Here is a 26,972-nt window from a genome sequence, read left to right as displayed (position 1 = left end):
GCCTTGAACACCCGCTCGGTGCGCGCCTCGACCACTTTGCCGTGGGCGCCCAACACCCGGGCTTCCACCTCTTCGCCGGCCAGCGCACCGTTGACGAACCACGTGCGCCCTTCAAAGAACACGATGCCACGGCCATCATCGGCCAGGCGCTCGATGGTCAGGCGTTGCTTCTTGCCCACTGGAATCTGTGGGGCACGGCTGCCGCCCGTCGGTTGGAAGCGCAGGCCTCTCTCGTGCTTGGCCATCAGTTGGGTTCGTCGAAAATGCCGGTCGACAAGTAACGGTCGCCACGGTCACAGATGATCGCGACGATTACCGCGTTTTCCACTTCCTTGGACAATCGCAACATGCCGGCCACGGCGCCGCCAGAGGACACGCCGCAGAAGATGCCTTCTTCACGGGCCAGGCGGCGCGTGGTGTCTTCGGCTTCACGCTGGGCCATGTCGATGATGCGATCCACGCGCGAGGCGTTATAGATCTTCGGCAAATACTCTTCGGGCCAGCGACGAATCCCGGGGATCGCCGAACCTTCCATCGGTTGCAGGCCGACGATCTGGATCTCCGGGTTCTGCTCCTTCAGGTAGCGCGAGTTGCCCATGATGGTGCCGGTGGTGCCCATGGAGCTGACGAAATGGGTAATCGTGCCCTGGGTCTGGCGCCAGATTTCCGGGCCGGTGGTGGTGTAGTGCGCCTCGGGGTTGTCGCCGTTGGCGAACTGGTCCAGCACCTGGCCACGGCCTTCGGCGGCCATGCGCTCGGCGAGGTCGCGGGCGCCTTCCATGCCTTCTTCCTGGGTGACCAGGACCAATTCGGCACCGTAGGCGGTCATCGCAGCCTTGCGCTCGGCACTGCCGTTGTCGGGCATGATCAGCACCATCTTGTAACCCTTGATCGCCGCAGCCATGGCCAGGGCGATCCCGGTGTTACCGGAGGTGGCTTCGATCAGGGTGTCGCCGGGCTTGATCTGCCCGCGCAGCTCGGCGCGAGTGATCATCGACAGCGCCGGACGGTCCTTGACGGAACCGGCCGGGTTGTTCCCTTCGAGCTTGAGCAACAGGGTATTGCTGGTTTCACCCGCCATGCGTTGCAAGCGGACCAGGGGCGTGTTGCCGACGCAATCGGCGATTGTAGGGTACTGCAAGGTCATGGCGTATTCGCAATCCAGACTGCGGGGGCGAACATCATACCGGGAAAGCCTGGCGCGCCATATCACGCAAAGTGCGGTGCTTATGGCTTATAGGAATAAGCGAGTGAAGTGGCGCGCCCATCGGGGGCAAGCCCCCTCCCACATTTGCCCTGTGCCCACCAAAAATAGTGTGTACCCCACAACCCCCTGTGGGAGGGGGCTTGCCCCCGATGGACGCGCCTCGATAAATGGACTAGCCCAAATCCCCATCTCCATGATTTCTCTGAAAAACCTCTTCCCCCATCGCCGCGATCTGCCCGTCAATCAGAGCCTCAAACGGCTTGAGCAGCGCGGCAAACGATGTCGGCGCCTCCAACACCTGCAACGCCTGCACAATCGCCTCTACCGTCGACAACGCACCGGGGCCCGGCGCCTTGCGCAGCCGGTAGCGCGAGACGGCGGCCTCGACCAGCGTCACCCTGGGCAGCGCCGCCAGCAGCGGGTTGAGGTGCAACAACTTGCGCGCCTTGCGCCAGGTGCCGTCGGGGACCACCAGCAACAACGGCTCGTCACTCTGTCCATAAGCCTGCAGCGGTTGGGCATCGTCAGCGGGAAACAACAGGCGCGCCTGATAACCAGGCGGGTTCAACAAGCTCGGCAGATCATCGAATACCTCGCCCACCACCAACTGCGCATTCTTCAAGCCCAACGCCGCCAGCCGCGCGGTATTGAGTGCATGGTTGACCTCGCTCGGGTGCTGCAGCAGTAACACGCGGGTGCGGCTGTCGAGGCTGGGGATCAGCGCGCACAGGCAATGGCTGGCGGGCCGCAGGCAACGGGAGCATTGGGGTCTGGACATGGTTTTTCAGGCCTGGTTGAGCTGGGTTTTGAGCAAGTCGCGAAAGGTCTGGATCAGCGGTTCGCGGCTACGGCCACGGCGCATGATCATCGAGAACGGCGCCTGGTAGCCGAAGGTCGCCGGCAGCAGCACCCGCAGGTCGCCCTTGTCGGCCCACGCCTGGGCGTAGTGCTCGGGCAGGTAGCCGATGTAGGCGCCGGACAGCACCAGGATCAGTTGCGCCTCCATACTTTCCACGGTGGCGGCGCTGTGCTTGAAGCCATGGCGTGCCAGCTCCGCCTGGCTCCAGTAGCCGCGTCCGACCATGCGTTGTTGGGTGATCACCTGTTCAGGGATGCGCCGCTCATTGAACAGCGGGTGCCGGGTGCTGCAATACAACCAGTGCTGCTCGCGGTACAGCGGCATATAGATCAGCCCGCTCATGCGATTGGAAAACGCGCCGATGGCCAGGTCCAAACGGTTGTCCTGCACGCCCAATTGCAGTTCGTAAGGACTCATCACCGACAAATGCAAATGCACCGCCGGGTGTTCCAGGCTGTAGGCGCCGATCACTTCGGCGAACGGCAGGGCCTTGTCGCTGACGGTGGAGTCGAGCACGCCGAGCTTGAGCGTGCCACGCAGCTCGCCTTTGAGCGCGGCGGCGTATTGCTCGAAGCCTTCGAGCTCGCCCAGTAGCCGCAGGGTTTCCTGATGGAACAGCTCGCCCTTGCTGGTCAGGCTGAACCCGCCCCGGCCGCGATGGCACAGCACCAGGCCCAGCGCCGATTCGAGCTGGCTCATATAGGTGCTGATCGCCGAGGTCGAGAGGTTGAGCTCGTGCTGCGCATTGGCGAACCCCTGGTGGCGCACGATGCTGACAAAGATGCGCAGGAGTTTCAGGTCGGGCAAGGCGTTGGCCATGGTCGGCTCCGGGGAGGTGATCGCAGCAGTCTACCTGCCGGCATTAGTTTAGAAAAATCTGAACTAAGTATTTACCCCTGCCGATTCTTCCCGCCCCAGGCTTTTCGCAGAATCGGCCCCTTATAAACACAACAACGATGAGGCAATCCCGTGGACAAGATTTTCCACCAACCACTGGGCGGCAACGAAATGCCGCGCTTCGCCGGCATCGCCACCATGATGCGTCTTCCCCATTTGCAATCGGCCAAGGGCCTGGACGCGGCCTTTATCGGCGTGCCACTGGACATCGGCACCTCGCTGCGCGCCGGCACCCGCTTCGGCCCACGGGAAATCCGCGCCGAATCGGTGATGATCCGCCCGTACAACATGGCCACCGGTGCGGCACCGTTCGACTCGCTGTCGGTGGCCGACATCGGCGACGTGGCGATCAACACCTTCAACCTGCTCGACGCCGTGCGCATCATTGAAGAAGCCTACGACGAGATCCTCGAGCACAACGTGATCCCCATGACCCTGGGCGGCGACCACACCATCACGCTGCCGATCCTGCGGGCGATCCACAAGAAACACGGCAAGGTCGGGCTGGTACACATCGATGCCCATGCCGACGTCAACGACCATATGTTCGGCGAGAAAATCGCCCACGGCACCACCTTCCGCCGCGCGGTGGAAGAAGGCTTGCTCGATTGCGACCGCGTGGTACAGATCGGCCTGCGCGCCCAGGGCTATACCGCCGAAGACTTCAACTGGAGCCGCAAGCAGGGCTTTCGCGTGGTGCAGGCCGAAGAATGCTGGCACCACTCCCTCGCGCCGTTGATGGCCGAAGTACGCGAAAAAGTCGGGGGTGGCCCGGTGTACCTGAGCTTTGATATCGACGGTATCGACCCCGCCTGGGCGCCCGGCACCGGCACCCCGGAAATCGGCGGCCTGACCACCATCCAGGCGATCGAAATCATCCGCGGCTGCCAAGGCCTCGACCTGATTGGTTGCGACCTGGTAGAAGTTTCGCCGCCTTACGACACCAGCGGCAACACCTCGCTGCTGGGCGCCAACCTGCTGTACGAGATGCTCTGCGTACTGCCCGGGGTGGTGCACCGCTGATGAGCGCGCACGAGGTATTGCAGGCCGCCGCCGACTTGGTCTCGGCCTTTGCGCGCAATGATCGCGCGGCCTACTTCGGCGCATTCACCGCCGACGCCAGCTTTGTGTTCTACACCCTGCCCCAGCCGCTGTTCAGTCGCGATGCCTACCAGGCGTTGTGGGACAGCTGGCGCCAGGACGAGGGGTTTGAGGTGCTGTCCTGCATCTCGAGCAACGCCGTTGTCAGCCTGCAAGGTGATGTGGCGATTTTTATGCATGACGTGGCCACCGAGCTGCGCATGAACGGGGAGCAATTCAATAGCCAGGAACGCGAGACCATTGTCTTCACACGACAAGGGTTAGACGTACAACAAAAACAAGGCCTGTGGCTGGCCTGTCACGAACATTTGTCCGCTATGCCGGAAGGGCTGCCGCCCCATTAGCCAATGTGATCGGAGCTGATCATGAATAATAAAAACAACGAAAACAGTATTCGCAAGATAGAAACCAACGGGGTCGAACAGATCCCGGACCACGAACGTACCGCCGGGCCCAAGGATCTGTTTCGCCTGATCTTCGGCGGTGCCAACACCTTTGCCACGGCTGTGCTGGGCGCCTTTCCGGTGCTCTTCGGCCTGTCGTTCCAGGCCGGCGTCTGGGCGATTGTGCTGGGCGTGCTGGTGGGTGCGCTGATCCTGGCGCCCATGGGCCTGTTCGGGCCGATCAATGGCACCAACAATGCCGTGTCGTCCGGGGCGCACTTTGGTGTACACGGACGGATTATCGGCTCGTTTCTGTCATTGCTGACGGCGATTGCCTTCTTCTCACTGTCGGTGTGGAGTTCAGGGGATGCGCTGGTAGGCGGTGCGAAACGCCTGATCGGCCTGCCGGAAACCGACCTGACCCTGGGCCTGGCCTACGGCGTGTTTGCCATTCTGGTGCTGACGGTGTGCATCTACGGCTTTCGCTTCATGCTGTGGGTCAACCGTATTGCGGTATGGGCGGCGAGCCTGCTGTTTCTGTTGGGGATCTTCGCGTTCGCGCCGACCTTCGACAGCCACTTCGCCGGTACCGTGGCCCTCGGCCAGAGCGGCTTCTGGGCCGCGTTTATCGGCGCGGCGCTGGTGGCCATGAGCAATCCGATCTCCTTCGGCGCGTTCCTCGGCGACTGGTCGCGCTACATCCCGCGTGAAACGCCGAAAATGCGCATCATGCTGGCGGTGGTCGCAGCACAGATCGCCACCTTGATCCCGTTCTTGTTTGGCCTGGCCACCGCGACCATCGTCGCGGTCAAGGCGCCGGACTACATCGCGGCCAACAACTACGTCGGCGGTTTGCTGGCGGTGGCGCCGAGCTGGTTCTTCTTGCCGGTGTGCCTGATCGCGGTGATCGGCGGCATGTCCACCGGCACCACGTCGCTGTATGGCACGGGGTTGGACATGTCCAGCGTGTTCCCGCGCCTGCTGTCGCGGGTCAAGGCCACGTTGCTGATCGGGCTGATGTCGATTGCCTTCATCTTCATCGGACGTTTCGCCGCCAACCTGGTGCAAAGCGTGTCGACCTTCGCGGTGCTGATCATCACCTGCACCACCCCGTGGATGGTGATGATGATCATCGGCCTGATCGTGCGCCGCGGCTTCTACTGCCCGGACGACCTGCAGGTGTTTACCCGCGGCGAACGCGGCGGGCGCTACTGGTTCAGCCACGGCTGGAACTGGCGCGGTCTGGGCGCCTGGATTCCGAGCGCGCTGGTGGGGCTGTGTTTCGTCAACCTGCCGGGGCAGTTTGTCGGGCCACTGGGCAACCTCGCCGAGGGCATCGATATCAGCCTGCCGGTGACCTTGGGGCTGGCCTCGGTGGTGTACCTGACCTTGCTTCGCGTGTTCCCGGAACCGGCTTGCGTATACGGGCCGACCGTTGTGGCGAGGGGGCTTGCTCCCGCTGGGCTGCGGAGCGGCCCCAAAAAAGCCGGCTCCAGCTTCGCTGTCGGACGGGAGCAAGCTCCCTCGCCACAACAAACTCCCCAATAGCATAAAAAAGATAATCGGAGACTCGCCGTCATGGCTTTGGATTTATTCGTCGTACTCATCTACGCCGCCGGCATGCTCGTGCTCGGCTATTACGGCATGCGCCGCGCCAAGACCCATGAAGACTACCTGGTCGCCGGGCGCAATCTCGGCCCGACGCTATATATGGGCACCATGGCCGCCACGGTATTGGGCGGCGCGTCCACCGTCGGCACCGTGCGCCTGGGTTATGTGCACGGCATCTCCGGCTTCTGGCTGTGCGCCGCGCTGGGCATGGGGATCATTGCGCTGAACCTGTTCCTGGCCAAACCGTTGCTGAAGCTGAAAATCTTCACCGTCACCCAGGTTCTGGAAAAACGCTACAACCCCATGGCGCGCCAGGCGAGTGCGGTGATCATGCTGGCCTACGCGCTGATGATCGGCGTGACCTCGATCCTGGCCATCGGCACCGTGCTGCAGGTGCTGTTCGGCCTGCCCTTCTGGATTTCGGTGCTGCTCGGCGGTGGCGTGGTGGTGGTGTACTCGACCATCGGCGGCATGTGGTCGCTGACCCTGACCGACATCGTGCAGTTCGTGATCAAGACCGTCGGCCTGATGTTTATCCTGCTGCCGATCTGCCTGTACCGTGTCGGCGGCTGGGACGAACTGGTGACCAAGCTGCCGGCGTCGAGCTTCAGCTTCACCGCGATCGGCTGGGACACGATCATCACCTACTTCATGATCTACTTTTTCGGCATCCTGATCGGCCAGGACATCTGGCAACGGGTGTTCACCGCTCGCGACGAAAAAGTCGCCCAGTACGCAGGCACCTTCGCCGGTTTCTACTGCATTCTCTACGGCCTGGCCTGTGCGTTGATCGGCATGGCGGCCCATGTGCTGATCCCCGATCTGGATAACGTCAACAACGCGTTTGCCGCGATCGTCAAAATGTCGCTGCCCGATGGGATTCGTGGATTGGTGATTGCGGCGGCGTTGGCGGCGATGATGTCGACGGCCAGCGCCGGCTTGCTGGCGGCGTCCACCGTGTTGACCGAGGACCTGCTGCCACGATTGCGCGGCGGCAAGCAGTCGAGCCTGAACATCAACCGCCTGTTCACGATGCTGACCGGTATCGCGGTACTGGGCATCGCCCTGGTGGTGAACGATGTGATCAGCGCCCTGACCCTGGCTTACAACCTGTTGGTGGGGGGCATGCTGATCCCGCTGATCGGGGCGATTTTCTGGAAGCGCGCGACAACCTCAGGGGCGATTACGTCCATGACCCTGGGCTTTGTGACCGCGCTGGTATTCATGTTCAAGGATGGCTTGGACGCGAACACGCCGATCTACTACAGCCTGGCGGTGGCGTTGGTGAGTTTTGTCGGGGTGAGCCTGTTGTGGCGCCGGCCTGAAACGGTGCCAGCTCGGGCGGCCTGAACAAACACCTGGCCTATCACGTTTTCTTCAGCGGGTGCGACGTCGGATGTCGCACCCGTTTTTTTTGCGTGGCGTACAAGACAGGGTGGGGGCGGGTTTGCTCGCTCCTACACAAGCCCGCGCCTACATTAATTCTGCGGCATTCCAGCGGCTGCGGTTTACCGCCGACGTGGACGACGCTGCTCATCATCCGTGCGAATGGGCACCGGCTGCAGCGGGGGCTCGATCAGCCCCAGCGCAACGCCAAGGTCGTGGAGCCAGTTTTGGATTTTCTCTTTCATGATTGCCCCCTTTGAGGGTAGTGCGGGTCGGCGGGAATTCGTTCGCCTCTTCCTACAGATAGTAGCCCTAACTCCTACGCATTGCTTCAACGAAACCACAACGAACTATTACTGAATTGATTCAAATGCCGACGGATCATTCAGGCAATCGCACGGGCATCTTGCGGCAACTCTGCCTGGCCTTCGCGCTGCAGTTCGATCCATGCGTTGAGATTAGCGCCGAGCATACCCTTTCGCCACATCAGCCAGGTGGTCGCAGTGGCAAAATGCCCAGATAGGGGATGAACGGACACACTGTCCTTGCCTGGCAGGCTGTCGAGCATAGATTCGGACATCAGGGCCACGCCGGAACCGGCGATCACGCAGGCGAGCATGCCCTGATAAGACTCGATCTCAATGGCGCGGCCCATGGCCACGCGCTCGTGGGAAAACCACGTCTCCAAACGCCGGCGATAAGAACAACTGCGTCGGAAGGTGAACACCGCACGGCCGGCCACATCCTGGGGACCGTGTACCGGTGGGTGGTCGGCTTCGCAAATCAGCACCAGCTTTTCGTCGCACAAGGGCACACCGTCCAGCGTCGCGAGGGTCAGCGGGCCGTCGACCAGCGCAGCGTCAAGACGCCCGGTGATCAAGCCTTCCAGCAGCTCCCCGCTGGGCGCCGATTGCACCTGCAAATTCACCAGCGGATACGCCTTGTGATAGCGCGCCAACAGTTTCGGTAAGTGAATCGCGGCGGTGCTGTACATGCTGCCCAGCACAAAGTCGCCGGCCGGTTGCCCGCCTTGCACGGCACCGTGGGCTTCGTCGTGCAGCGCCAGCAGACGGGTGCTGTAGTCCAGCAACACTTTGCCCGCCGGGGAAAGCTGCAGGCGTTGACGTTCACGGACGAATAACTCGACGCCCAGTTGTTCCTCCATCTGCTTGAGCCGGGTCGACAGGTTCGAAGGCACGCGGTGCAAACGCTCGGCAGCGCGGGTGATGGAGCCCTCTTCCGCCACGGCCTGGAAAATGCGCAATTGACTGAACTCCATACCTTTCTCCAAAACTGAACAAGTTGATCACTATTATTCAATTTTACAGAACATCAATCCACCTTAGCCTGCACGTCATTCGCTTTCCCGCAGGAAACCTTGAACATGTCCCCCTTGATTCGCCTCCTCGCCAGCTTTATCGCCTTGATGATGGCCATGGGCATTGGCCGCTTCGCCCTCACCCCGCAAATGCCGCATTTGCTGAGCGAAGGACAGATCGATCTGACAGGTGCCGGGCTGATCGCTGCCGCCAACTACCTGGGCTACTTCGTCGGTGCGGTGGATTCGATTTTCGCCCGTAGCCATCAGCCTATACGCGCTCGCTTGTACGGCGGGTTGTGGTTGTGTGTGCTGCTGACCCTGGCGTCGTACTGGGCCCATGGGTTCTGGCCGCACCTGCTGTTGCGCTTCGGCACCGGCGTGGCCAGCGCCTGGGCACTGGTGATGATCACCAGCCTCAGCCAACCGCTGGCGATTGCCGCCGGGCGGCCACGCTTGGGTGCCCTGGTGTTTGCCGGGCCGGGCCTGGGGATTCTGTTGACCGGCCTGCTGGCGCTGGGCTCGAACCTGCTGGGGCAAAGCTCTGCAACACTGTGGCTGGTCTATGGCGGGGTGGCGCTGCTGATGCTGTTGGCGATCCTGCCTTTCCTGCCTCGACCGAGCCTCACTGACGCGCCCATCAGCGGCGCGGACAGCAATGCGAGCATCGCGCACCTGGGCTGGATTTATTTTCTGTTCGGCCTTGGCTACATCATTCCGGCGACCTTTCTGTCACAGATGGCCAGCGCGCAGTTCAAGGGCGCCTGGCAGGCAGACCTGTTCTGGCCATGCTTTGGCCTGGCGGCTGCGCTCGGTGTGGTCGTGGCGAGCCTGCGCCGCAAGGCCCCGAACACAACCCGTCGCTGGCTGATGACAACCTTATGGCTGCAAGCGGCGGGCGTGTTTGCCTGTTTGCTCGGCAACGGCTGGGGCCTGGCGCTGGGCGTGTTGCTGTGCGGCGGGCCTTTTCTGGCGTGTATGCAGTTGGTGATGGCGCGCTTGCGGGAGGTGGCGCCTCGCAGCTATCAGCGCAACACCGGAGTGCTGACTGCCTGCTTTGCCATCGGTCAACTGAGCGGCCCGTTGCTCGCATCGGTGAGCAATCACCTGAGCGACGGCCTGCAACCGGCGCTGGTGATTGCCGGTTGCGGGCTGTTAATGGCGGGCGCGGTGTTGCTGCGCCCCGCTACGACGGTCAGCCAGCAATCAGCGGCGTTGGCACGCGAACTTGTTCGCGTCGAGCGAGCACCAGCAAAAACAGCCCACCCAGGAAACAGCCGGTAAACCAGGCGAAGTTGGCCATGCCCTGCAATGCCGGGGTGAACGTGATCGCGACGCCCACCAGCGTCGCCGGCACCAGAGCCTTGACCGCCGTCCAGTTCACGCCACCGTCGAAGTAGTAGCGCCCGCTCGGGCTGTCGTCGAACAGCGCGTCCACGTCGATCTGCTGTTTTTTGATCAGGTAGAAGTCCACCAACAGAATCCCGAACAACGGCCCGATAAACGCGGCGAGTATGTCCAGGGTGTAGTGGATCATCAGCGGGTTGTTGAACAGGTTCCACGGGGTAATAAAGATTGAAGCCACCGCTGCAATCATGCCGCCGGCGCGCCAACTGATTTTGCTCGGCGCAATGTTGGCGAAGTCAAACGCCGGAGACACGAAGTTGGCGACGATATTGATGCCGATCGTGGCCGTGACAAAGGCAAAGGCACCCAGCAACACGGCCACGCTGTTGTCGATACGCGAAACGGTGGCGATCGGGTCGTGGAGCATTTCGCCGAATACCGGCAAGGTGCCCGAGACGATCACCACAGTCACCAAAGAGAACGCCAGAAAATTCACCGGCAGCCCCCAGAAATTACCGCGACGCACGTCCTGCATACTGCGGCAGTAGCGGCTGAAATCACCGAAGTTCAGCGTCGGTCCGGAGAAGTAAGACACCACCAACGCCGTCGCCACGATCACCTGGCCAAAAGCCTGCCAGCCCGACAGGGATTTTTCCGCCAGGGTAAAGCTGATATTCGCCCAACCCGCCTTCCACACGATCCAGCCGGCCAGGGCGAACATCACCGCATAGACCACCGGCCCGGCCCAGTCGATAAAACGCCGGATGGACTCCATGCCAGCCCAGAACACTGCTGCCTGCAACACCCACAAGCTGAGGAACCCTAACCAGCCCAGATAGGACAGACCCGCGAAGTGTGGCTCTGCATACACAGCCATCTGTGGGAAAAAGCGCAGCACCACGATGATCAAGGCGCTCGATGCCAGGTACGTCTGAATCCCGTACCACGCCACCGCGATCAAGCCGCGAATCACCGCCGGAATATTCGCACCGAACACGCCAAACGCCAGCCGGCAGATCACCGGGTACGGTACAGCAGCTTGTTGGCTCGGCTTGGCCACCAGGTTGGCGATCAATTGCACGATGCAAATGCCCGCGAGCAATGCAATCAGCACCTGCCAACTGGCCAGCCCGAGGGCGAACAGGCTGGCAGCGAAGACGTAACCGCCGACGCTGTGGACGTCGCTCATCCAGAAGGCAAAGATGTTGTACCAGGTCCACTTTTGCGGCAGTGGGCCCAGGTCCTGGTTGTACAGGCGCGGGCTGTAGCCTTTAGGCAATTGTTCGGTCATCGCTGGGCTCCTCGAAATACCCGCCTGCTCTGCCGTAACGGGATGCATACGGAAGGCGGCACGGTTTGTATACGAGAGAGTCAGCAGAATACGTGCCAACAGCACACAATCCGATTGGAGCGGGGTTCCAAAGGTGTTTATCGTAAGTTGAACGGGTGCACTACGCCCAGCAACGGTGCGCGTCTAAATTCTGTACACAATCACTTGCACGCCCGTTGTGCACACAGATGGCCAACCGTGCAGCAAACGGCGCTGAGGAACGTGCCCCAAGCCATGTCCATGAGCGCCAACCCCGCCGACCAACCTTGCAGCGTGGCCCAGTTGCTCAGGTCATACGTGCCGTAGGCCACCAGACCAAGCAAAGCCCCCAGGCGCGCGGCGCGCGGCCAAGTGCCGCTGGGCAAGATCACCAACACCACGCAACCGAGGACATAGAGCAGATAGAACAGCATGGCAGGCAACAGCCGCGGCTGTTCCAGCATCAGCGGGCCGAGCAGGGATTTGTAGGTCGGGCCCATGAGGACACCGAGCCAGAGGCCGTCAAGCACCAGAAAGGCGAGCAAGGTGCCGAGGTAAGCGAACAAGGATCGGCGGGACATCGGCACAGCCTCTGTAGGAGCGATTTGCTCCTACAGAAGAGCAAACCGCACTTAGCTTAGTTCAATACGATCCGCGTGAATCACAATCTGGCCTTGCTTGTAGAGCGCACCAATGGCCTTCTTGAAGTTGCCTTTGCTGACGCCGAACAAGTTGCTGATCACCGCCGGGTCGCTTTTATCGCTGACCGGCAAGCTGCCGTTGTTTTCACGCAGCTTGGCGAGGATCTTCGAGTTGAGGCTGGAGGCCGCTTCCTGGCCGACCGGTTGCAGGCTCAGGCTGATATTGCCGTCGGCGCGGATTTCCTTGATAAAGCCTTTCTCTTCCTTGCCCGGGCGCAGGAACTTGAACACTTCGTTCTTGTGGATCAGGCCCCAGTGCTTGTTGTTGATGATCGCCTTGAAGCCCATGTCCGTGGCCTCGGCCACCAGCAGGTCGACTTCCTGGCCCACTTGGTAGTTGGCGGGCGTCTTGTCGAGGTAGCGGTCAAGACGCGCGGTGGCGGTGATGCGCTTGGTGTGTTTGTCGAGATAGACATGCACCACGCAATATTCGCCAGCGGTCAATTGACGTTTTTCTTCCGAATACGGCAGCAACAGATCCTTGGGCAAACCCCAATCGAGGAAAACACCAATGCTGTTGACTTCGACGACTTTCAAACTGGCAAATTCGCCGACTTGAACTTTGGGTTTTTCAGTGGTGGCGATAAGTTTGTCATCGCTGTCCAAGTAAATGAATACGTTAAGCCAGTCTTCATCTTCACTGGGAATATCTTTGGGGATATACCGATTAGGCAAGAGGATTTCACCGTCTTGCGCACCATCCAGGTACAAACCAAAGTTAGTGTGTTTAACCACTTGCAAGCTGTTGTAGCGCCCGACTAAAGCCATTTCCAATACCCTCATTGCGTGGGCGGCATTCTACCCGAGTTGCGCCCTGCACGCGCGCGCACCTGAAAAATCGCGGGCTCGCATGGCGTTCTACTGGCTGCGCCCCGCTCGTCTGATCAGTCGGCTGAATTTTACAGCGCTTGCGGCACCCGGCAGGCCGCGTGGTTTCGAGTTAAAACAGCAAGTTAGGGGCTTATTTCGAGGACAAACTTTGCGCGTTTCAACCATCATAGTAAATACCAGAGGATATTTACCAAGCAATTGTCAAGCATTTCCTGTACTATGCCTGGCCAAGTTAATTTTCTACAGGTTAGTGGCCGCCATGCGCGTAAAAGCATCCAATAGCAAAGCAAAGCCAGCTCCCGCCGTCGAAACCAGCGAGTCGATCAACAGCCAGATCGCTGCGTTCCTCAAGTCCGGTGGCGAAATCCAGCAGATTGCCAAGGGCGTGAGCGGCCAGACTTTCGGCCCGTCCAAGCAGATCAGCCTGGGCAAGAAGTAAGCTGACGGCGCAATACACCTGGTCCCTAAGCGTCTTGCCAGCAAGGCGCTAGGACTAGAGTCCGAAACACCCTCTTGCTTCACCCCCAGCTCCACAAAATCGACGAACGGGCCTCAGCACCTGGCATTCGCCGGTATGCTTGCACGCGTCTAGCACGGGCATCCGCCTGATTTCTTCCGTTACTGCTCCTCGCTTTTCATGGAGTGAAGCATGCTCAAACCGATTATTTTCCTGCTCAGCGCCCTCGCCGCGAGCCCACTGGCCGAAGCGCAAATTTTCCAGCGCGAATTGGGCGACTTCGATCTGAAATTGGGCACCACGCCCAGCCGCAGCATGGCCCAGGGCCTGGTCAAGCCGACCTCGCCGGGCAGCGACGCCTTCCACGGCGGCCTGGACCTGAGCCACGACAGCGGCCTGTATTTCGGCCAGTTTTCGCCGAATATGGGCCTGTCTTCGGCGAGCAACCTCGAAGTCGACTCGTACATGGGTTTCAAGCACCCCTTCGACCAGACACTGGGCTACGAAGTGGGACTGATCCACTACAGCTACCCCTCGCTCAGCCCCCTCGACAGCCAGGAGATCTACGGCGGCCTGAACCTGCTGGGCAATCGCTTCGGCGCGTCCTTCAGCAATGACTCTGACCGCCAGGACAGCACCCTATTCGCCGACCTTGGCGGCACGCAGCCTTTCGGCATCGGCGTCAGCATGAAGTACACGACGCACCAACTGGGTAGCCCGGTGTCGGTGGACAGCGGCTCGATTCGCAGCTTCAGCGACTGGTCGGTGCAATTCTCGAGGGCGTGGATGGGCGTTGACCTTGACCTGATCTACAGCGACTCCAGCCTCAATGGCGGCGACTGCTCGGCCTACTCCGGACACAATTCGCAATGCGATGGGCTGTTGACCCTGAAGGCCGCGCGGACGTTTTATTGATGGGCTGAACTGTCGCACCCAGCGCGGGTTCACATGCATCAACCCCTCTGCGCAAGGACCTGCCCATGTTGCATCGGCTCACATTTCTGCTGGTATTCGTGATCGCGAGCCTGGCGCTTGGCGGCTGCAACCGTGTGGGTTTGGCCTATCGCAATCTCGATGTGATCATCCCGTGGACCCTCAATGATTACCTGGACATGAACGCCGGGCAGAAGCGCTGGTTCAACGACACACTCCAGCAACACCTGGCCTGGCATTGCACCACGCAGTTGCCGGGCTATCTGGAATGGCTCGACCGCCTGCAACAGATGGTCGACAACCATCAGGTCAGCGACAGCGCCTTGCAGAGCCTTACCGGCGAAGCCAAACGGGCGGTTACCGAGATCGCACGCGCAATCACCCCGTCGGCGGTCCACTTGCTGCGCGGGCTGGACGACCAGCAGGTCAAGGACATGAACGACGCCTTGGCCAAAGACCTGCGCAAGCGCCAGGACGAATACCTCAAACCGCCCCTGCCGCAACAGGTCCAGGAGCGGGCCGAGCGTATGAGCAAGCGCCTCGATACGTGGATCGGGCCGCTCAGCGCAAGCCAGCAGCAACGCGTGACGGCCTGGTCCGCAGAGCTGGGTGAACAGAACCAGCAGTGGCTCGACAACCGCGCCCGCTGGCAGGGGCAGTTCATCGACGCAGTGCAACAACGCCACGACGCTGACTTTGCGCAAAAAATGCAACAATTGTTGGTGGACCGAGAAGGCCTATGGACCCCGGAATATCGGGAGGCCTATGCCCAGACAGAAACAGCAGCGCGCAGCCTGATCGTGGATCTAATGGCGCAAAGCAGCGTACAACAACGCCAGAAGCTGACGCACAAAATCGAGGGCGTGCGCAGCGATCTCAAGGCGCTCAAATGTCTAAAAGCCGCCGCTGACTAGAACGTGGGAGCAAGACTGCTCCCACATGCTCTTCAGGCAATCGCCGCCTTCGACGCCACAGCGTCGAACGTCACCGGTTCCAGCGCATCCGCCTGCTCATCCAGCACCTGACGTGGGTGAGCGTTGCCCGGTATTGAGCTGTCTATCAAGGCCAGCAATTGGGCACCTCGCGGCGTCAAAACAAAGTTCTCACCACTGCCACCCTCGTCCTCTGGCCGCGACTCGATAAACCCGCGCTTGAACAACAGCGCCTCGTAATCCGCAGCGGTCTTTTTCAGCGCATCCAGATTGCCGGTGGACTCGCCCGCCGTGGCCTTATCAGCGGCTTCCTCCTCGGCGTATTTGCGCGGGGCAAAGCTGCCCTCGCCATTCTGCACTTCATGCAGCAGACGCTCGATCAGATCCCAGTTGTAAGTCGTCATCCTGATTCCTCCTGCGGGCCAAAGGAAAGTAACCCGTCTAGAGGTGTGACACGCGACGTCACTGGCCGTTCAGCCGAATGGACAGGTGTCATTGCGCTGAACTTTCCAGACGTTCACCCCCTCAACTGAGCATCACCGCCAAGGAGGTCCGATCATGAAAACCCTGATAAACCTGAGCATCGCCGCCACATTGCTCGCTGCCCTGCCCGCTTGGGCCTGCACCCCCGAAGAAGCCACCATCAAGCGCGAAGAACTGGCCAAGGCCGTCACTCAGCTTACCGAGCAGAACCCGAGCAAGGCCAAGGAGATGAACGACGAGCTGCAGAAGATGGACCTGGACACGCAAAGCGCGGAGTTCCCGGATAAATGCCAATTGATCGACGCCCGCCTCAAAGAACTGAAAGAAGCGGCGGCCAAAACAAAAAACTGAAGGCAAAAAAAAACCGGACAACGTCCGGTTTTTTTATAGCGGCCCAGCCTTACTCGGCAGTTGGCGCTTCCGGCTTGCGACGCTTGAGTGGCGCCATGCCGTCCTTGCTGACCAACGACAGGTTGTCGGTCTTCGGCCGGTTGGCGATCTTGCGCTTGGTCGGCGACTTGGCGCCGGCCTTTTTCTTGTCGCCCTTGCCGTCGACTTTTTTCTTCTTCACGCCCACGGCCTTGCCCGACGCCTTGACCTTCTTCGGCCCGGTGTAGGTGCCTTTGACTTCCTTGATGGTGCGGCGCTCGAACGACTGCTTGAGGTAGCGCTCGATGCTCGACATCAGGTTCCAGTCGCCGTGGCAGATCAGTGAGATCGCCAGGCCATCGTTGCCGGCACGCCCGGTGCGGCCGATACGGTGTACGTATTCATCGCCGCTGCGGGGCATGTCGAAGTTGATGACCATGTCCAGGCCGTCGACGTCCAGGCCGCGCGCGGCGACGTCGGTGGCGACCAGGATCTTCACCCCGCCTTGCTTGAGACGATCGATCGCCAGCTTGCGGTCCTTCTGATCTTTCTCGCCGTGCAGGACGAACGCCTTGTAGTCCTGCGCCACCAGGCGACCGTAGATACGATCGGCCGCAGCCCGGGTGTTGGTGAACACGATGGCCTTCTGATAGGTCTCGTTGGCCAACAGCCAGTTGAGGATCTGTTCTTTGTGGACGTTGTGGTCAGCGGTGATGATCTGCTGGCGCGTGGTCGCGTTCAGGTCGCTGACGTTGTTGACCTGCAGGTGCTCGGGGTTGTTCAGGACCTTGGCAACCATGTCGCGCAGGGTCGAACCGCCGGTGGTGGCGGAGAACAGCATGGTCTGCTGGCGATTCACACATTCAGCCACCAGGCGCTGCACGTCATCGGCAAAGCCCATGTCGAGCATGCGGTCGGCTTCGTCGAGCACCAGCACTTCGACTTCCTTGAGGTCGAGGTTGCCGGCGTTGAGTTGCTCGATCATGCGGCCCGGGGTGGCGATGAGGATGTCCGGCACCTTGCGCAGCATGGCGGCCTGGACCTTGAAGTCTTCGCCGCCAGTGATCAGGCCGGACTTGATGAAGGTGAACTGCGAGAAACGTTCCACTTCCTTCAGGGTCTGCTGGGCCAGCTCGCGGGTCGGCAGCAGGATCAGGGTCTTGATGCTGACGCGGACTTTAGCCGGGCCGATCAGGCGGTTAAGAATCGGCAGGACGAAAGCGGCAGTCTTGCCACTCCCGGTTTGAGCCGTCACCCGCAGGTCACGCCCTTCGAGCGCGAGCGGGATGGCCGCTGCCTGCACAGGCGTAGGCTCGACAAATTTAAGCTCGGCCACGGCTTTGAGCAGGCGTTCGTGCAGGGCGAATTGGGAAAACACGGGTGCTACCTCGAAGAATTACAAAATATCAGCTGCATAGGGTAACGGTTTCGGGCGTCCAAACCGAGTTTCTTTACGCGAACAGCGCTAATCAGCTGCTTTTTTGTTAAGGCGTTTGTCCGTAACGCCAATGTTGCAGCACTTAAATGCTCTAATCGCCCGGTCTTGTCTTACAGAAGAATCGGTTTCACCCATGGATATCAAACAGCTCTGGCTCAACGTCAAAGACCTTTGGAGCGCCCTCGACGAACATCCCCTGCTGCATTCCAGCCTGGGCTTGCTGGTGCTGCTGGTGGTGGCCCTGTTGCTCGGACGAGCGGCGCGTTACCTCATCCTGCATGCGGTCAAATTGCTCGGGCGGCAACCGGCCCTGCACTGGCTCAATGACCTGCGCCACAACAAAGTCTTCCACCGCCTGGCGCAGATGACGCCGTCGCTGGTGATCCAGTTCGGCCTGTACCTGGTGCCGGACCTGAGCAAGACCGCGACCCTGTTTATCGGCAACGTGGCGTTGGCGTTCACCATTCTGTTCATGGTGCTGGCCATGAGCGCACTGCTCAACGCCCTGCTCGACATCTATGCGCGCACCGAACACGCGCGTACCCGCTCGATCAAGGGTTATGTGCAGTTGGCGAAGATGGTGCTGTTCGTGTTTGGCGCGATCATCATCGTCGCCACCCTGATCGATCGCTCGCCGCTGTTGCTGCTGTCCGGCCTGGGTGCGATGTCGGCGGTGATCTTGTTGGTGTACAAGGACACCCTGCTGTCGTTCGTCGCCAGCGTGCAGTTGACCAGCAACGACATGCTGCGGGTTGGCGACTGGATCGAAATGCCCCAGGTCGGCGCCGACGGTGACGTGGTGGACATCACCCTGCATACGGTCAAGGTACAGAACTTCGACAAGACCATCGTCTCGATTCCGACCTGGCGCCTGATGTCCGAGTCGTTCAAGAACTGGCGCGGCATGCAGGCGTCCGGCGGGCGTCGGATCAAGCGCAGCCTGTTCATCGACGCCAGCGCCGTGCGCTTCCTGCGCGACGATGAAGAGGCGCGCATGAGCCAGGTCCACCTGCTCACCGACTACATCAGCCGCAAGCAGGCCGAGCTCAAGGCCTGGAATGAAGCCCAGGGCCAAAGCGCGCAGTTGTCGGCCAATCGCCGGCGCATGACCAACCTCGGCACCTTCCGCGCGTATGCCCTGGCCTATCTGAAAAGCCACCCGGATATCCAGCCGAACATGACCTGCATGGTGCGTCAGATGCAAACCACCGCCCAGGGCGTACCGCTGGAAATCTACTGTTTCACCCGCACCACGGCGTGGTCGGATTACGAGCGGATTCAAGGGGATATCTTCGATTACCTGCTGGCGGTGCTGCCGGAATTCGGCTTGAGCCTGTACCAACAGCCGAGCGGCACTGACCTGCGCAGCGGGCTGTTTGCAATGACGCAGAACACCACCGCCGCGCAAGCCCCGGAGAACTGACAAAGCGCACGGTGAGGGGCTCCCTTGCCCCTCGCCTGTTGGATCGCCCCCCGCGCCAAATCAGGCCTTGCGCTACAGGCCAAGCCTGCCCGGCAAATAGCTGACGAACATGTTTAGTTGCCACCCTCCGCAAAATCAAACCCACGTAGCAACAAAGAAAACTTCACCTATACATTTAGTGATTTTCACTATCCAGGCGCCCGATTTTTAATCTGTTTTTAGAAAAACCAAAGCTATAGCATCTGGCCATCGAACAACTCTGTGAGAAGGCGTTACTTATGTTATGGACAACTAAGCTTTCAGATGATGCGGCACACTTTGTATTAAGTTCGGATGCGGAAGCGCTGACTCACTACTGCAGTGCAACTGGTTTTTCTCAACCTCGCGACTTTTATACCGACAGCCCTTACCAGCGACCTTCAAGGCCGCAGGACGTGACCGATGCAATTATCAGCACCCGCCTGACAAGCGACCAACTTTCACACAGCCAGCATCTTTTGGCGCAACGCTTATTATTGAACATCTACGAACAAGACTTGGTCTTTTTACCCAAGCCGCCCATGGCACTGGATCTCAAGGCATTCAAGAATTTTTATGATCCGCAGCATGCCGCGTCCGGTAAAAAGATTCGTCCGCTACTGGAGCAATATCTCTACAGCTGGCTCAAGGAAGAGGTTCACATCAACGGTCCCTGGTGCCTGGACTCCTTCGTCGCCCACACCGACAAGGCATTGGACGATGTGGCCCGGTCCGACTCCAAGCTCCATGAAGTCCTGACCACCAGCCGCCATCCCGAACGTGCTGCGCGGTTTTTCATGACGCAATGCGCCGGCGACTTCCTCAGTGAAGCCTCGGCCATGGCGCGCAATGTGCTGGGTAACTGCGGCGTGTACACCAGCGAACTGTTCAAGATCCTGATCGACGAATACGGCTACGGCATCGACAAGAAGAAGCACAGCACCATTTTTGAAGACATGCTCAAGGACATGAACATGTCCCATCACGTGCATCACTACTGGCAGTTCTATACCCCCGCCTCGCTGTCGCTCACCAACTACTTCCACTACGTGTCGGCCAACCATGGCGAGCTGTTCCGCTATATCGGCGCCATGTACTACACCGAAGCCACACTGGCCCTGACCACCCAGCATCAGTCACGCGCTATCAAGACGATCTTCAACGGCACGGTCTCCACCGAATACTTCGACGAGCACTCACACATCGATGTGCATCACGGAAGAATGGCCCTGCAGCGCCTGATCCTGCCGATGATCAAACAATTCGGCAACGCGATCATCCCCGACCTTATCCGCGGTTTTGAGGAGTTCCGGTTACTGCAGGACATCGCCGACGATGAGCTTTATGCCCATATCAAGTGGCATGACGAGATGGATGAACACCGCGCCAACGCCCGCGCCCTCCATGGCCGCAAGCCGGTGGACCTGACGATCACCGAGCCTGAACACGAGCTTTCGGTGCTGCACACCCACCCCAATGACGAACTGTTCTGGGTCGAATCCGGCGAGCTGGATTTTGTCGCCAGCCCCGAACTGACCGTGCGGCTCAAGGCCGGGGAAGGCGTGGTGATTCCCAAGGGCATGCTGCATGGCACCTGCATCGTCAGCCCCTCCTGCACTTACACCGTCACGGCCATTTGAGGACGCCGCCCCATGAAAGCCATCAGCCTGAACCTCAGCCATACCCACTATGTGGCGGTGGACGGGAAAACCTACTTTCTCAAGCGTCATGCGCATTCGACTCAACTGCTGCCGACAGCCTGCCCCCATCGCGGCGGCCCGCTGCACATGGGGGAAGTGACGGGTGACGGGCAAAGCGTGATCTGCCCCTGGCACGACAATGCCTACAAGGTCTGCAACCTGGAAAAGAAGTCGCTGCCCACCGTTCGCGTCAGAAACCAGATCAGTACCGTCATCGGTGACACCGAGCGATGCGTGCCTCTCCTTAAACTCTCTCGTTACGACTGATGGTGCCCATGAATAATAAATCGACCCTTGCTGCGTTTTATTCGATCGTGACCCTCTTCACCGGCCTGGACATGGCGATTGTGATCGCCATGGTCTGGTTCGGGCTGGAGACCACCGGCTCGACGTTCCTGGTGGGCGCCACCTTATGCGTGGCGACCGTGGTGCCGTATTTGTGCGAACAGTACATCGGCAAGTTCTTCACCATTGAACTGAGCATGAAACGACTGTTGTACATTCGCCTGACCGCGTTCGCCGCCGTGCTTGGGCTGTCGTTTACCGACGCGGCGCTGTTGCCGATCGGCTTCCTGGCGATTGCCTTCGTGGTGGGGGTCACCGACTACTTCACCATCAGTACCCTGGAATCGAAAAACACCAAGCTGGTGCTGGCCGGGCTGACCAACAGCGACACCTCGGCGCGCTTGATGCAAACCTCCATCCAGATCGGGGCCTTCGGCGGTGCGCTGCTGGGCGGCGTGATTGTGGATGTGTTCAGCGTCAACCAGACCCTGCAGATCATCAGCCTGGGGGCGATCCTGTCATTGGCGGCGATTCTTTTTGTGGCGCCAACCCCCGTCGCCGATACCACCGAGCAGGCCGCCGACGGCCACACGGCGCAGCCCCTGCACCTGCCGCGCAACCTGTACATCCTGATCATCGTGTTGAGCATGATCGGCTTCCATATCGGCGCCTTCAACAGCCTGGTGCCCATCGTGTTCCAGAAGCTCAATGAATGGAACGCCACCCTGTTTGGCGTCGCCAGCGGCCTGGCGGGCCTGGGTGCCTTCAGCGCCGCAGTGCTGCCACGGATCAAGCTCAACAGCTACAGCGCGATCCTGCTGGTGATACTGGCCGACGTAGCAATCGTCTATTTCCATAACCTCTACGTGATGATGGGCGCCGCCTTCCTGCTGGGTTTCTGCATCAACAGCCTGCGCATCCAATTGCGTAAAACCCTGATCGAGTCGGCGCCCAACGCACGGATCGCCGACGTGATCGCCGCCAAAAGCTCGCTCTACTACCTGCTGGTCAGTGGCTCGGCGCCGATGATCCTGACGTTCTTCACCACCGCTGCCTTCCTCGGGCTCGAAGGTGCGCGCGTGCTGATGATCGTCTCCGCCGCGCTGTTGGCCGCTGCAGTACTGGCGTGGAACCTCACCCCCGCCGTCGCGGCCACCGCCACCACCGAATAGGAGTACCTGCTTTGGAAACCGTACTGATCGTTGACCCGTTCTCCACAGGCAAACTCTACGCGCCCTTGCTCAAGGCTCAGGGCGTAAGGTGCATTGCCGTGATTTCCACCGACAGCTTGCCCAAGCATTTCACCGATGACCTGATCAGAGAAAACTTCGACGCGGTCTACAACTGGGAAGAGGGTTTGCTGGAGATCCTCGAACCGCTGTCGCTGAGCGCCGTGATCGCGGGTTGCGAAACCGCGATCTACCTGACCGACTACCTCACCGAAGTCCTGCGTATTCCCGGCAATAGCCGCATCACCAGCGACCTGCGTCGCAACAAGTTTTCGATGCAACATGCCCTGAAAAAACACGGGCTGGCGAACATTGAGTCGCAACTGCTGAGCTCGCCGACGCGCATTGCAGAGGTGGTTGCCACGCTGAAGGACACCGCCACCTATGTAGTCAAGCCGCTCAATTCCGCCGCCACCGAAGGCGTGGTGTTTGCCCAAGGCCGGGCGGGCGTCGAAAGTGCCTTGAAGAATGCGGCCTGGCAGCGCAAAAACGACCTGGGGGAAATCAACCTCGGCTTCATCGTGCAGCCGTTCGTCTCGGGCCCGGAATATGTGGTGGATATGGTCGCCTTTGACGGCGTGTACATCATTGCCTCGGTGTGCAGATACACCAAGGTCCAGAAAAACGGCAGCATGTTTGTCTATGAAAGCCTGGACACCCTCGATCCCCGCGCCGAGGAACTGCAGCCGCTGACCGACTACGCCCGCCAGGCCGCTGCGGCGCTGAGCATCGAGGTCGGCCCGATTCATATGGAAATCATCTGGTCTGCAGACGGCCCGGTGATGATTGAAGCCGGCGGCCGCTTGCATGGCGGCATCGCACCGCTGCTGTTTCAACAGGTGTACCACCCCGACTTGCTGTCGCTGGCCATCGACAGCTATCTCGGCCGCCCACGCCCCCGCACGGATGCGGTCAGCCAGATCAGCCACGGCCGGATCGGGTTCTTCTGCTCCGATGAACAACGCACCTTCGCCGCACCCTCATCGCAGGCCTTGCAGAGCGTGATGGAGGACGAGGCCTATTGCGGCCACCGCTACTTCATCGACGCCGGCGATACCACGCCGATCACGATCGACTTCGCCACCTGTCCGGGGCTGTTCTGGCTGCAACACCTTTCGGCGCCGCAACTGGACATCAGTACCGCCAATCTACGTAAAAAACTGTGGTGTTAAGGCAATGAAAAGTCGTTTGATCATCCGAAAGTCAGCCAGTGATCTGGGCATCAACAATGCGTGCGCGGCGGTTATCGAAGACATTACCGTGTCGGACGACCAGAGCTTCGTCAGCGTCCTGCAAAGTAACCTCAATCACGTTGCGTCCCACCTCAACGAGCTGGACTCCAACGTCATTTACGACGGCTTTGCCAAGCAACTCAAAAAGCTCGGCTACGAAAACACCGTCAGCGCCAACGAGAAACTGTTGCGGCGCTTCATCGCCAAAGGCGTCCACCCCATCAACAACATCGTCGATGCCTATAACGCCGTGGCGATCAGGCATGGGGTCAGCATCGGCGTACACACCTATCATCAGCAGGATGATATTTACGTCATGCGCTCGCAGGCCCCCAGGGCTTTCCGACCATTGTTCGCCAAGAAGGACATTACGATTCCGGCGGGCGACATCGTCTATACCTGCGGTGACGTACCCCTGGCGAGCATCGGCAAGGTCGACGCCGACGCCCATGACTTCAGGCTGACGAAGGACTCGTCCAGCCTGCTGGTGGTGGTGCTGGGGCACGACGACACGACGTTCGCCTTCAACCAGGCCGTCATCGAAGAGTTCGTCGACACCCTGCGCCAGCGAATGCCGGCATTGAGTCATCACTTTCTCGAGACCGTACACGATCACGCCTGAGGCTGATGCCGCGTAGCCATTGCCGAAACAGCAGCGGCTAGCGCCAGGCCTTGAGTACCGGGTTGACCACCACCTCGCGCACATGCTCGATCTTCAGCAGGTTGTCCTTGAACACCATCAGCTCTTCGAAGTTGCGGTATTTGACCTCGAGCATCATGTCGACGTCGCCGAACAGCGAGTAAGCCTGAACCACTTCGCGGAACTGGTAGATCTTCGGAAACACCAGGTGACAGTTGCTGCCATTGAGCATGAGCATCAGAAACGCCGACTGCTGGGCTTCTTCATCTTCAGCGACGTTGATGGTGAAGCCGAGGATAATGCCCTTTTCGATCAGTTTTTGAACCCGCGATTCGACGGCGGTTCGAGACTTGTGAACTTGTCGCGCCAACTGCGCCAGGCTGACCCGGGAGTCGTCCTTCAAGGCCGCAATGATCTGTTCGTCAACCTTGTCCACTCTGCCGCCCCCACACTTTTCTCTTCGATAACAGACTTTCATTCCCGCTCACGCATGCCCAGGGCCTATCACCCCGCAGACTGTACGCCTGCTTCGGGTTTTATGCCCAACCGACTGATCCACACCGCCCCCAGAATCACCAAGCCGCCCAGCGCCAGGCGGCCCAGCGGCTCGTGCTGGTTCCAGATCAACAGGTTCAATAGCAGCCCCACCGGCACATGCAGGTTGTTCATCACCGCCAGGGTGCCGCCGTTGACCAGGCACGCGCCCTTGTTCCACCAGTACATGCCCAGGGCCGTGCTGACCAGCCCGAGGAACACCAGCACACCCCACTGCAGCGGCGCTTCGGGCAGGAAATCGGCCTTGCCGAACACCAGGAACGCCGGCAACACCACCAGCAACGCGCCGAGGTAGAAGTAGCCGAAACGCCGGTAGTGCGGCAGATCACTGGGGTAGCGCGCCACCAGATGCTTGTACATCACTTGCCCGGCGGCGTAGGTGAAGTTGGCCAGTTGCAGCAGCAGGAAGCCCATGAGGAAGTGCGGGGTGATTTGATCGAAACGGATGAGCGCCGCGCCCGCCACCGCGACCAGGGCGGCGACCAGTGCCCAGGGGTTGAAGCGCCGGTTGAGGGCGTCTTCGATCAGGGTCACATGCAACGGCGTAAGGATGGTGAACAGCAGCACCTCCGGTACCGTAAGCACGCGAAAGCTCAGGTACAGGCACACGTAGGTCACACCGAATTGCAGCGCACCAATTACCAGCATGCCGCGCATGAAGGTCGGCTCCACCGAGCGCCAGCGCGTCAGCGGAATGAACACCAGCCCGGCCAACAGCACGCGCACCAGCACCGCGAAGTAGCTGTCGACGTGACCGGCAAGGTATTCGCCGATCAAGCTGAAGGAAAATGCCTGTATCAGGGTGACAACCAGTAAGTAGCCCATGCGCGCCTCGTATCGAATGGGCGGGACATTAAAGGTTTTCGGCGGTTCACGAAACTCGGGGCAAAAAAAACCCGACCTCGCTAGAGCGGCAGTCGGGCAGGAGCACTCAGGAGCAACAAGTGCAAAGGGAGGTTCTTACGCGTACTTGAAGGGTTTGCGTGGGGAGATATAAACACCCCGCGATTATCTGACGATTAAAGGATCACGCGACCTGCGCCAGCAACGCCTTGGCGTGGTTGATGCCTTTTTCCTGGAAGTCCCCGCTCAGGTTCACCCCTTCGGCGTGAATGAACGTCACGTCATGAATCCCGATAAACGCCATCACCTGACGCAGGTAAGGTTCCTGGTGATCGGAGCTCGCGCCAGTGTGAATCCCGCCACGGGCGGTGAGCACGATGGCCCGCTTACCGATCAACAAACCCTGGGGGCCGGTGGCGGTGTACTTGAAGGTCACACCCGCGCGCAACACATGATCCAGCCAGGCTTTGAGGGTGCTGGGGATAGCGAAGTTGTACATTGGCGCCGCCATCACCAGCACGTCGGCGGCGAGCAATTCGTCGGTCAATTCGTTGGAGCGATCCAGAGAGGCCTGCTCGCTGGCGTTGCGCTGATCCGCCGGTTTCATCCAGCCGCCGAGCAGGTTGGCGTCCAGGTGCGGGACCGGGTTGAGCGCCACGTCGCGCACGCTGATCTGATCCGCCGGGTGAGCCGCCTGCCACTGGCTGATGAACTGCCGAGTCAGTTGGCGGGAGATCGAATCCTGCTGGCGGGCGCTGCTTTCGATGATCAGAACGTTGGACATGGCTGCGTAGGCTCCATCTGTGATTGCTGTAAGTCGATGGAGAAAAGATTAACCAGAGCCAATTCGATAAAAAAGCGCAAAAAACCGCTACAACCCATCTAGAAATTTGTTTATAAGCGGAGTATTCCTGTAGACATGCTCCGCTGCTGCTTTATTTCGGGGCACAGGCCAGGGCGATACGCATCTTGATGATTGCGCGGTTGAACTTGGCGGTGGTGTTGGTGCTCTTGCCCGCCGGCACGCTGACAGTACGGCGACGTGGCGCTTCCGGGCCATTGGTGAAGGTGACGGAACACACCGCGTCGTTGGTCCCGTAGTTGTTCAGTTGGATCGAACTGATGTCACCGTCCACGTCGGACGCGGTGTAATCCACGCTCACGCCGTCGATTTTTTTTGTCACGTCGATCGGGTAGGCAAACGCGCTTAACGGCAGCAGCGCCAGCAACACACAACACAATTTTCTCATTCGGCAGTCTCCAATAAGGACTGCCAGCTTAGGACAAGAGGAGCTCATCTTGAAAGCGCCCCGCGTTACCCTCGATCAATGGCGCACACTGCAAGCCGTGGTCGACCATGGCGGCTTCACCCCGGCGATCTCCACTTGGTTCATTCACATCACCGACGACAAGGCCTCGCCGGCCTACTGGTTGATGTTCGCCGCCCTGTGCGCCCTGTGCTCGACCCTCGCGTTGTATTACCGG

31 protein-coding genes are annotated in these 26,972 nt (G+C 60.1%); 16 read left to right on the top strand and 15 right to left on the bottom strand.

The genetic code is table 11. The features are described 5' to 3' along the window. The 4 genes from L9Z73_RS06070 to L9Z73_RS06055 form a co-directional block, all read right to left on the bottom strand. The coding region (locus tag L9Z73_RS06070; protein WP_247397430.1) for a TRAM domain-containing protein at positions 1–245 on the bottom strand (245 nt) is incomplete at its 3' end. Then, positions 245–1,147, bottom strand: coding sequence for a cysteine synthase CysM (gene cysM, locus L9Z73_RS06065; RefSeq protein WP_247397427.1), 903 nt, complete (start codon positions 1,145–1,147; stop codon positions 245–247). The genes L9Z73_RS06070 and cysM, both read right to left, overlap by 1 nt. A gap of 232 nt (positions 1,148–1,379) precedes the next feature. Continuing rightward, complete coding sequence (locus L9Z73_RS06060) at positions 1,380–1,985, bottom strand: tRNA-uridine aminocarboxypropyltransferase (RefSeq protein ID WP_247397424.1); 606 nt, start codon at positions 1,983–1,985, stop codon at positions 1,380–1,382. Between the two features lie 6 nt (positions 1,986–1,991). Then, the gene (locus L9Z73_RS06055; RefSeq protein ID WP_247397420.1) at positions 1,992–2,885 is read right to left on the bottom strand and encodes a LysR family transcriptional regulator; all 894 of its coding nucleotides are present in this window, start codon (positions 2,883–2,885) and stop codon (positions 1,992–1,994) included. Positions 2,886–3,035: 150 nt separating this feature from the next. Between L9Z73_RS06055 and speB the strand changes: the two genes are divergently transcribed. The 4 genes from speB to L9Z73_RS06035 are packed head-to-tail and all read left to right on the top strand — an operon-like array spanning position 3,036 to position 7,408. Continuing rightward, positions 3,036–3,986 carry an agmatinase gene (gene speB / locus L9Z73_RS06050; protein WP_247397418.1) on the top strand — a complete coding sequence of 317 codons (951 nt, stop codon included), beginning with the start codon at positions 3,036–3,038 and terminating at the stop codon, positions 3,984–3,986. Then, the gene (locus L9Z73_RS06045; RefSeq protein WP_247397416.1) at positions 3,986–4,408 is read left to right on the top strand and encodes a YybH family protein; all 423 of its coding nucleotides are present in this window, start codon (positions 3,986–3,988) and stop codon (positions 4,406–4,408) included. Before speB ends, L9Z73_RS06045 begins: the two co-directional genes overlap by 1 nt. Positions 4,409–4,429: 21 nt before the next feature. Further along, on the top strand, positions 4,430–5,995 hold the full coding sequence (locus L9Z73_RS06040; protein WP_247397413.1) for a purine-cytosine permease family protein: 1,566 nt from the start codon (positions 4,430–4,432) through the stop codon (positions 5,993–5,995). A 30-nt stretch (positions 5,996–6,025) separates the two neighbouring features. Next, positions 6,026–7,408 carry a sodium:solute symporter gene (locus L9Z73_RS06035; RefSeq protein WP_247397410.1) on the top strand — a complete coding sequence of 461 codons (1,383 nt, stop codon included), beginning with the start codon at positions 6,026–6,028 and terminating at the stop codon, positions 7,406–7,408. A 158-nt stretch (positions 7,409–7,566) separates the two neighbouring features. Here L9Z73_RS06035 and L9Z73_RS31185 read toward each other — a convergent pair whose 3' ends face one another. Beyond that, complete coding sequence (locus L9Z73_RS31185; protein WP_003193089.1) at positions 7,567–7,689, bottom strand: PA1414 family protein; 123 nt, start codon at positions 7,687–7,689, stop codon at positions 7,567–7,569. A 140-nt stretch (positions 7,690–7,829) separates the two neighbouring features. Then, positions 7,830–8,723, bottom strand: coding sequence for a putrescine utilization regulator PtrR (gene ptrR, locus L9Z73_RS06030; protein WP_247397408.1), 894 nt, complete (start codon positions 8,721–8,723; stop codon positions 7,830–7,832). 105 nt (positions 8,724–8,828) lie between these two features. Here ptrR and L9Z73_RS06025 point away from each other — a divergent pair, with 105 nt between their 5' ends. After that, the gene (locus tag L9Z73_RS06025) at positions 8,829–10,046 is read left to right on the top strand and encodes an MFS transporter (protein ID WP_247397405.1); all 1,218 of its coding nucleotides are present in this window, start codon (positions 8,829–8,831) and stop codon (positions 10,044–10,046) included. Here L9Z73_RS06025 and L9Z73_RS06020 read toward each other — a convergent pair. From L9Z73_RS06020 to L9Z73_RS06010, 3 genes are all read right to left on the bottom strand, one after another. Continuing rightward, entirely contained in the window at positions 9,958–11,400 is a 1,443-nt protein-coding gene (locus L9Z73_RS06020) for an NCS1 family nucleobase:cation symporter-1 (protein ID WP_247397403.1), read from the bottom strand. The two genes, L9Z73_RS06025 and L9Z73_RS06020, sit on opposite strands and share 89 nt — an antisense overlap. Before the next feature lie 200 nt (positions 11,401–11,600). Further along, positions 11,601–11,999 (bottom strand): DUF2177 family protein, encoded by a 399-nt coding sequence (locus L9Z73_RS06015; protein ID WP_247397400.1) that lies wholly within the window; start codon positions 11,997–11,999, stop codon positions 11,601–11,603. Between the two features lie 51 nt (positions 12,000–12,050). Continuing rightward, positions 12,051–12,887, bottom strand: a complete 837-nt coding sequence (locus L9Z73_RS06010; protein ID WP_028617391.1) for a CvfB family protein — start codon at positions 12,885–12,887, stop codon at positions 12,051–12,053. Between the two features lie 322 nt (positions 12,888–13,209). On the opposite strand from L9Z73_RS06010, the gene L9Z73_RS06005 reads away from it, so the two are divergent. The 3 genes from L9Z73_RS06005 (at position 13,210) to L9Z73_RS05995 (ending at position 15,254) form a co-directional block, all read left to right on the top strand. After that, on the top strand, positions 13,210–13,389 hold the full coding sequence (locus L9Z73_RS06005; RefSeq protein ID WP_003193095.1) for a hypothetical protein: 180 nt from the start codon (positions 13,210–13,212) through the stop codon (positions 13,387–13,389). Positions 13,390–13,599: 210 nt separating this feature from the next. Continuing rightward, positions 13,600–14,322, top strand: a complete 723-nt coding sequence (locus L9Z73_RS06000) for a TorF family putative porin (RefSeq protein ID WP_247397397.1) — start codon at positions 13,600–13,602, stop codon at positions 14,320–14,322. Positions 14,323–14,387: 65 nt separating this feature from the next. Next, positions 14,388–15,254, top strand: coding sequence for a DUF6279 family lipoprotein (locus L9Z73_RS05995; protein WP_247397394.1), 867 nt, complete (start codon positions 14,388–14,390; stop codon positions 15,252–15,254). Positions 15,255–15,286: 32 nt separating this feature from the next. On the opposite strand, the gene L9Z73_RS05990 is transcribed toward L9Z73_RS05995, so the two are convergent. Continuing rightward, on the bottom strand, positions 15,287–15,676 hold the full coding sequence (locus L9Z73_RS05990; protein ID WP_247397393.1) for a transcriptional regulator: 390 nt from the start codon (positions 15,674–15,676) through the stop codon (positions 15,287–15,289). A 154-nt stretch (positions 15,677–15,830) separates the two neighbouring features. Between L9Z73_RS05990 and L9Z73_RS05985 the strand changes: the two genes are divergently transcribed. Further along, complete coding sequence (locus tag L9Z73_RS05985; protein ID WP_247397391.1) at positions 15,831–16,106, top strand: hypothetical protein; 276 nt, start codon at positions 15,831–15,833, stop codon at positions 16,104–16,106. A gap of 49 nt (positions 16,107–16,155) precedes the next feature. On the opposite strand, the gene L9Z73_RS05980 is transcribed toward L9Z73_RS05985, so the two are convergent. Next, positions 16,156–17,502 (bottom strand): DEAD/DEAH box helicase, encoded by a 1,347-nt coding sequence (locus L9Z73_RS05980; RefSeq protein ID WP_247397389.1) that lies wholly within the window; start codon positions 17,500–17,502, stop codon positions 16,156–16,158. Positions 17,503–17,695: 193 nt separating this feature from the next. Here L9Z73_RS05980 and L9Z73_RS05975 point away from each other — a divergent pair, with 193 nt between their 5' ends. The 6 genes from L9Z73_RS05975 to L9Z73_RS05950 all read left to right on the top strand — a co-directional run bounded on the left by L9Z73_RS05975 (position 17,696) and on the right by L9Z73_RS05950 (position 24,071). Further along, on the top strand, positions 17,696–18,985 hold the full coding sequence (locus L9Z73_RS05975; protein ID WP_247397388.1) for a mechanosensitive ion channel family protein: 1,290 nt from the start codon (positions 17,696–17,698) through the stop codon (positions 18,983–18,985). Positions 18,986–19,419: 434 nt separating this feature from the next. Continuing rightward, positions 19,420–20,643 (top strand): iron-containing redox enzyme family protein, encoded by a 1,224-nt coding sequence (locus tag L9Z73_RS05970; protein WP_247397387.1) that lies wholly within the window; start codon positions 19,420–19,422, stop codon positions 20,641–20,643. A 12-nt stretch (positions 20,644–20,655) separates the two neighbouring features. Beyond that, positions 20,656–20,970 (top strand): Rieske 2Fe-2S domain-containing protein, encoded by a 315-nt coding sequence (locus L9Z73_RS05965; RefSeq protein ID WP_247397386.1) that lies wholly within the window; start codon positions 20,656–20,658, stop codon positions 20,968–20,970. An 8-nt stretch (positions 20,971–20,978) separates the two neighbouring features. Continuing rightward, positions 20,979–22,160: an MFS transporter gene (locus L9Z73_RS05960; protein WP_247397385.1), complete on the top strand. Its 1,182-nt coding sequence runs from the start codon at positions 20,979–20,981 to the stop codon at positions 22,158–22,160. A gap of 11 nt (positions 22,161–22,171) precedes the next feature. After that, on the top strand, positions 22,172–23,389 hold the full coding sequence (locus tag L9Z73_RS05955; protein ID WP_247397384.1) for an ATP-grasp domain-containing protein: 1,218 nt from the start codon (positions 22,172–22,174) through the stop codon (positions 23,387–23,389). Between the two features lie 4 nt (positions 23,390–23,393). Further along, a complete protein-coding gene (locus L9Z73_RS05950; protein ID WP_247397383.1) occupies positions 23,394–24,071 on the top strand; it encodes a phenylalanine--tRNA ligase beta subunit-related protein in 678 nt (225 codons plus the stop codon). A gap of 37 nt (positions 24,072–24,108) precedes the next feature. Here the strand turns inward: L9Z73_RS05950 and L9Z73_RS05945 are convergent, their stop codons facing one another. From L9Z73_RS05945 to L9Z73_RS05930, 4 genes are all read right to left on the bottom strand, one after another. Continuing rightward, positions 24,109–24,525, bottom strand: a complete 417-nt coding sequence (locus L9Z73_RS05945) for an Lrp/AsnC family transcriptional regulator (RefSeq protein ID WP_247397381.1) — start codon at positions 24,523–24,525, stop codon at positions 24,109–24,111. 68 nt (positions 24,526–24,593) lie between these two features. Next, positions 24,594–25,469, bottom strand: a complete 876-nt coding sequence (locus L9Z73_RS05940; RefSeq protein WP_247397379.1) for a carboxylate/amino acid/amine transporter — start codon at positions 25,467–25,469, stop codon at positions 24,594–24,596. Between the two features lie 202 nt (positions 25,470–25,671). Continuing rightward, positions 25,672–26,271, bottom strand: coding sequence for an FMN-dependent NADH-azoreductase (locus L9Z73_RS05935; RefSeq protein WP_247397376.1), 600 nt, complete (start codon positions 26,269–26,271; stop codon positions 25,672–25,674). 151 nt (positions 26,272–26,422) lie between these two features. Next, positions 26,423–26,737, bottom strand: coding sequence for a 3-phosphoglycerate kinase (locus L9Z73_RS05930; RefSeq protein ID WP_247397373.1), 315 nt, complete (start codon positions 26,735–26,737; stop codon positions 26,423–26,425). A gap of 49 nt (positions 26,738–26,786) precedes the next feature. Between L9Z73_RS05930 and L9Z73_RS05925 the strand changes: the two genes are divergently transcribed. Then, the coding region (locus tag L9Z73_RS05925; RefSeq protein WP_247397370.1) for a hypothetical protein at positions 26,787–26,972 on the top strand (186 nt) is incomplete at its 3' end.

It is taken from the genome of Pseudomonas emilianonis, assembly GCF_023072625.1.
GTDB lineage: Bacteria > Pseudomonadota > Gammaproteobacteria > Pseudomonadales > Pseudomonadaceae > Aquipseudomonas > Aquipseudomonas paraveronii.
Note: the sequence above shows the minus strand (reverse complement) of the source record. Positions and strands in the feature narration are given on the sequence as shown.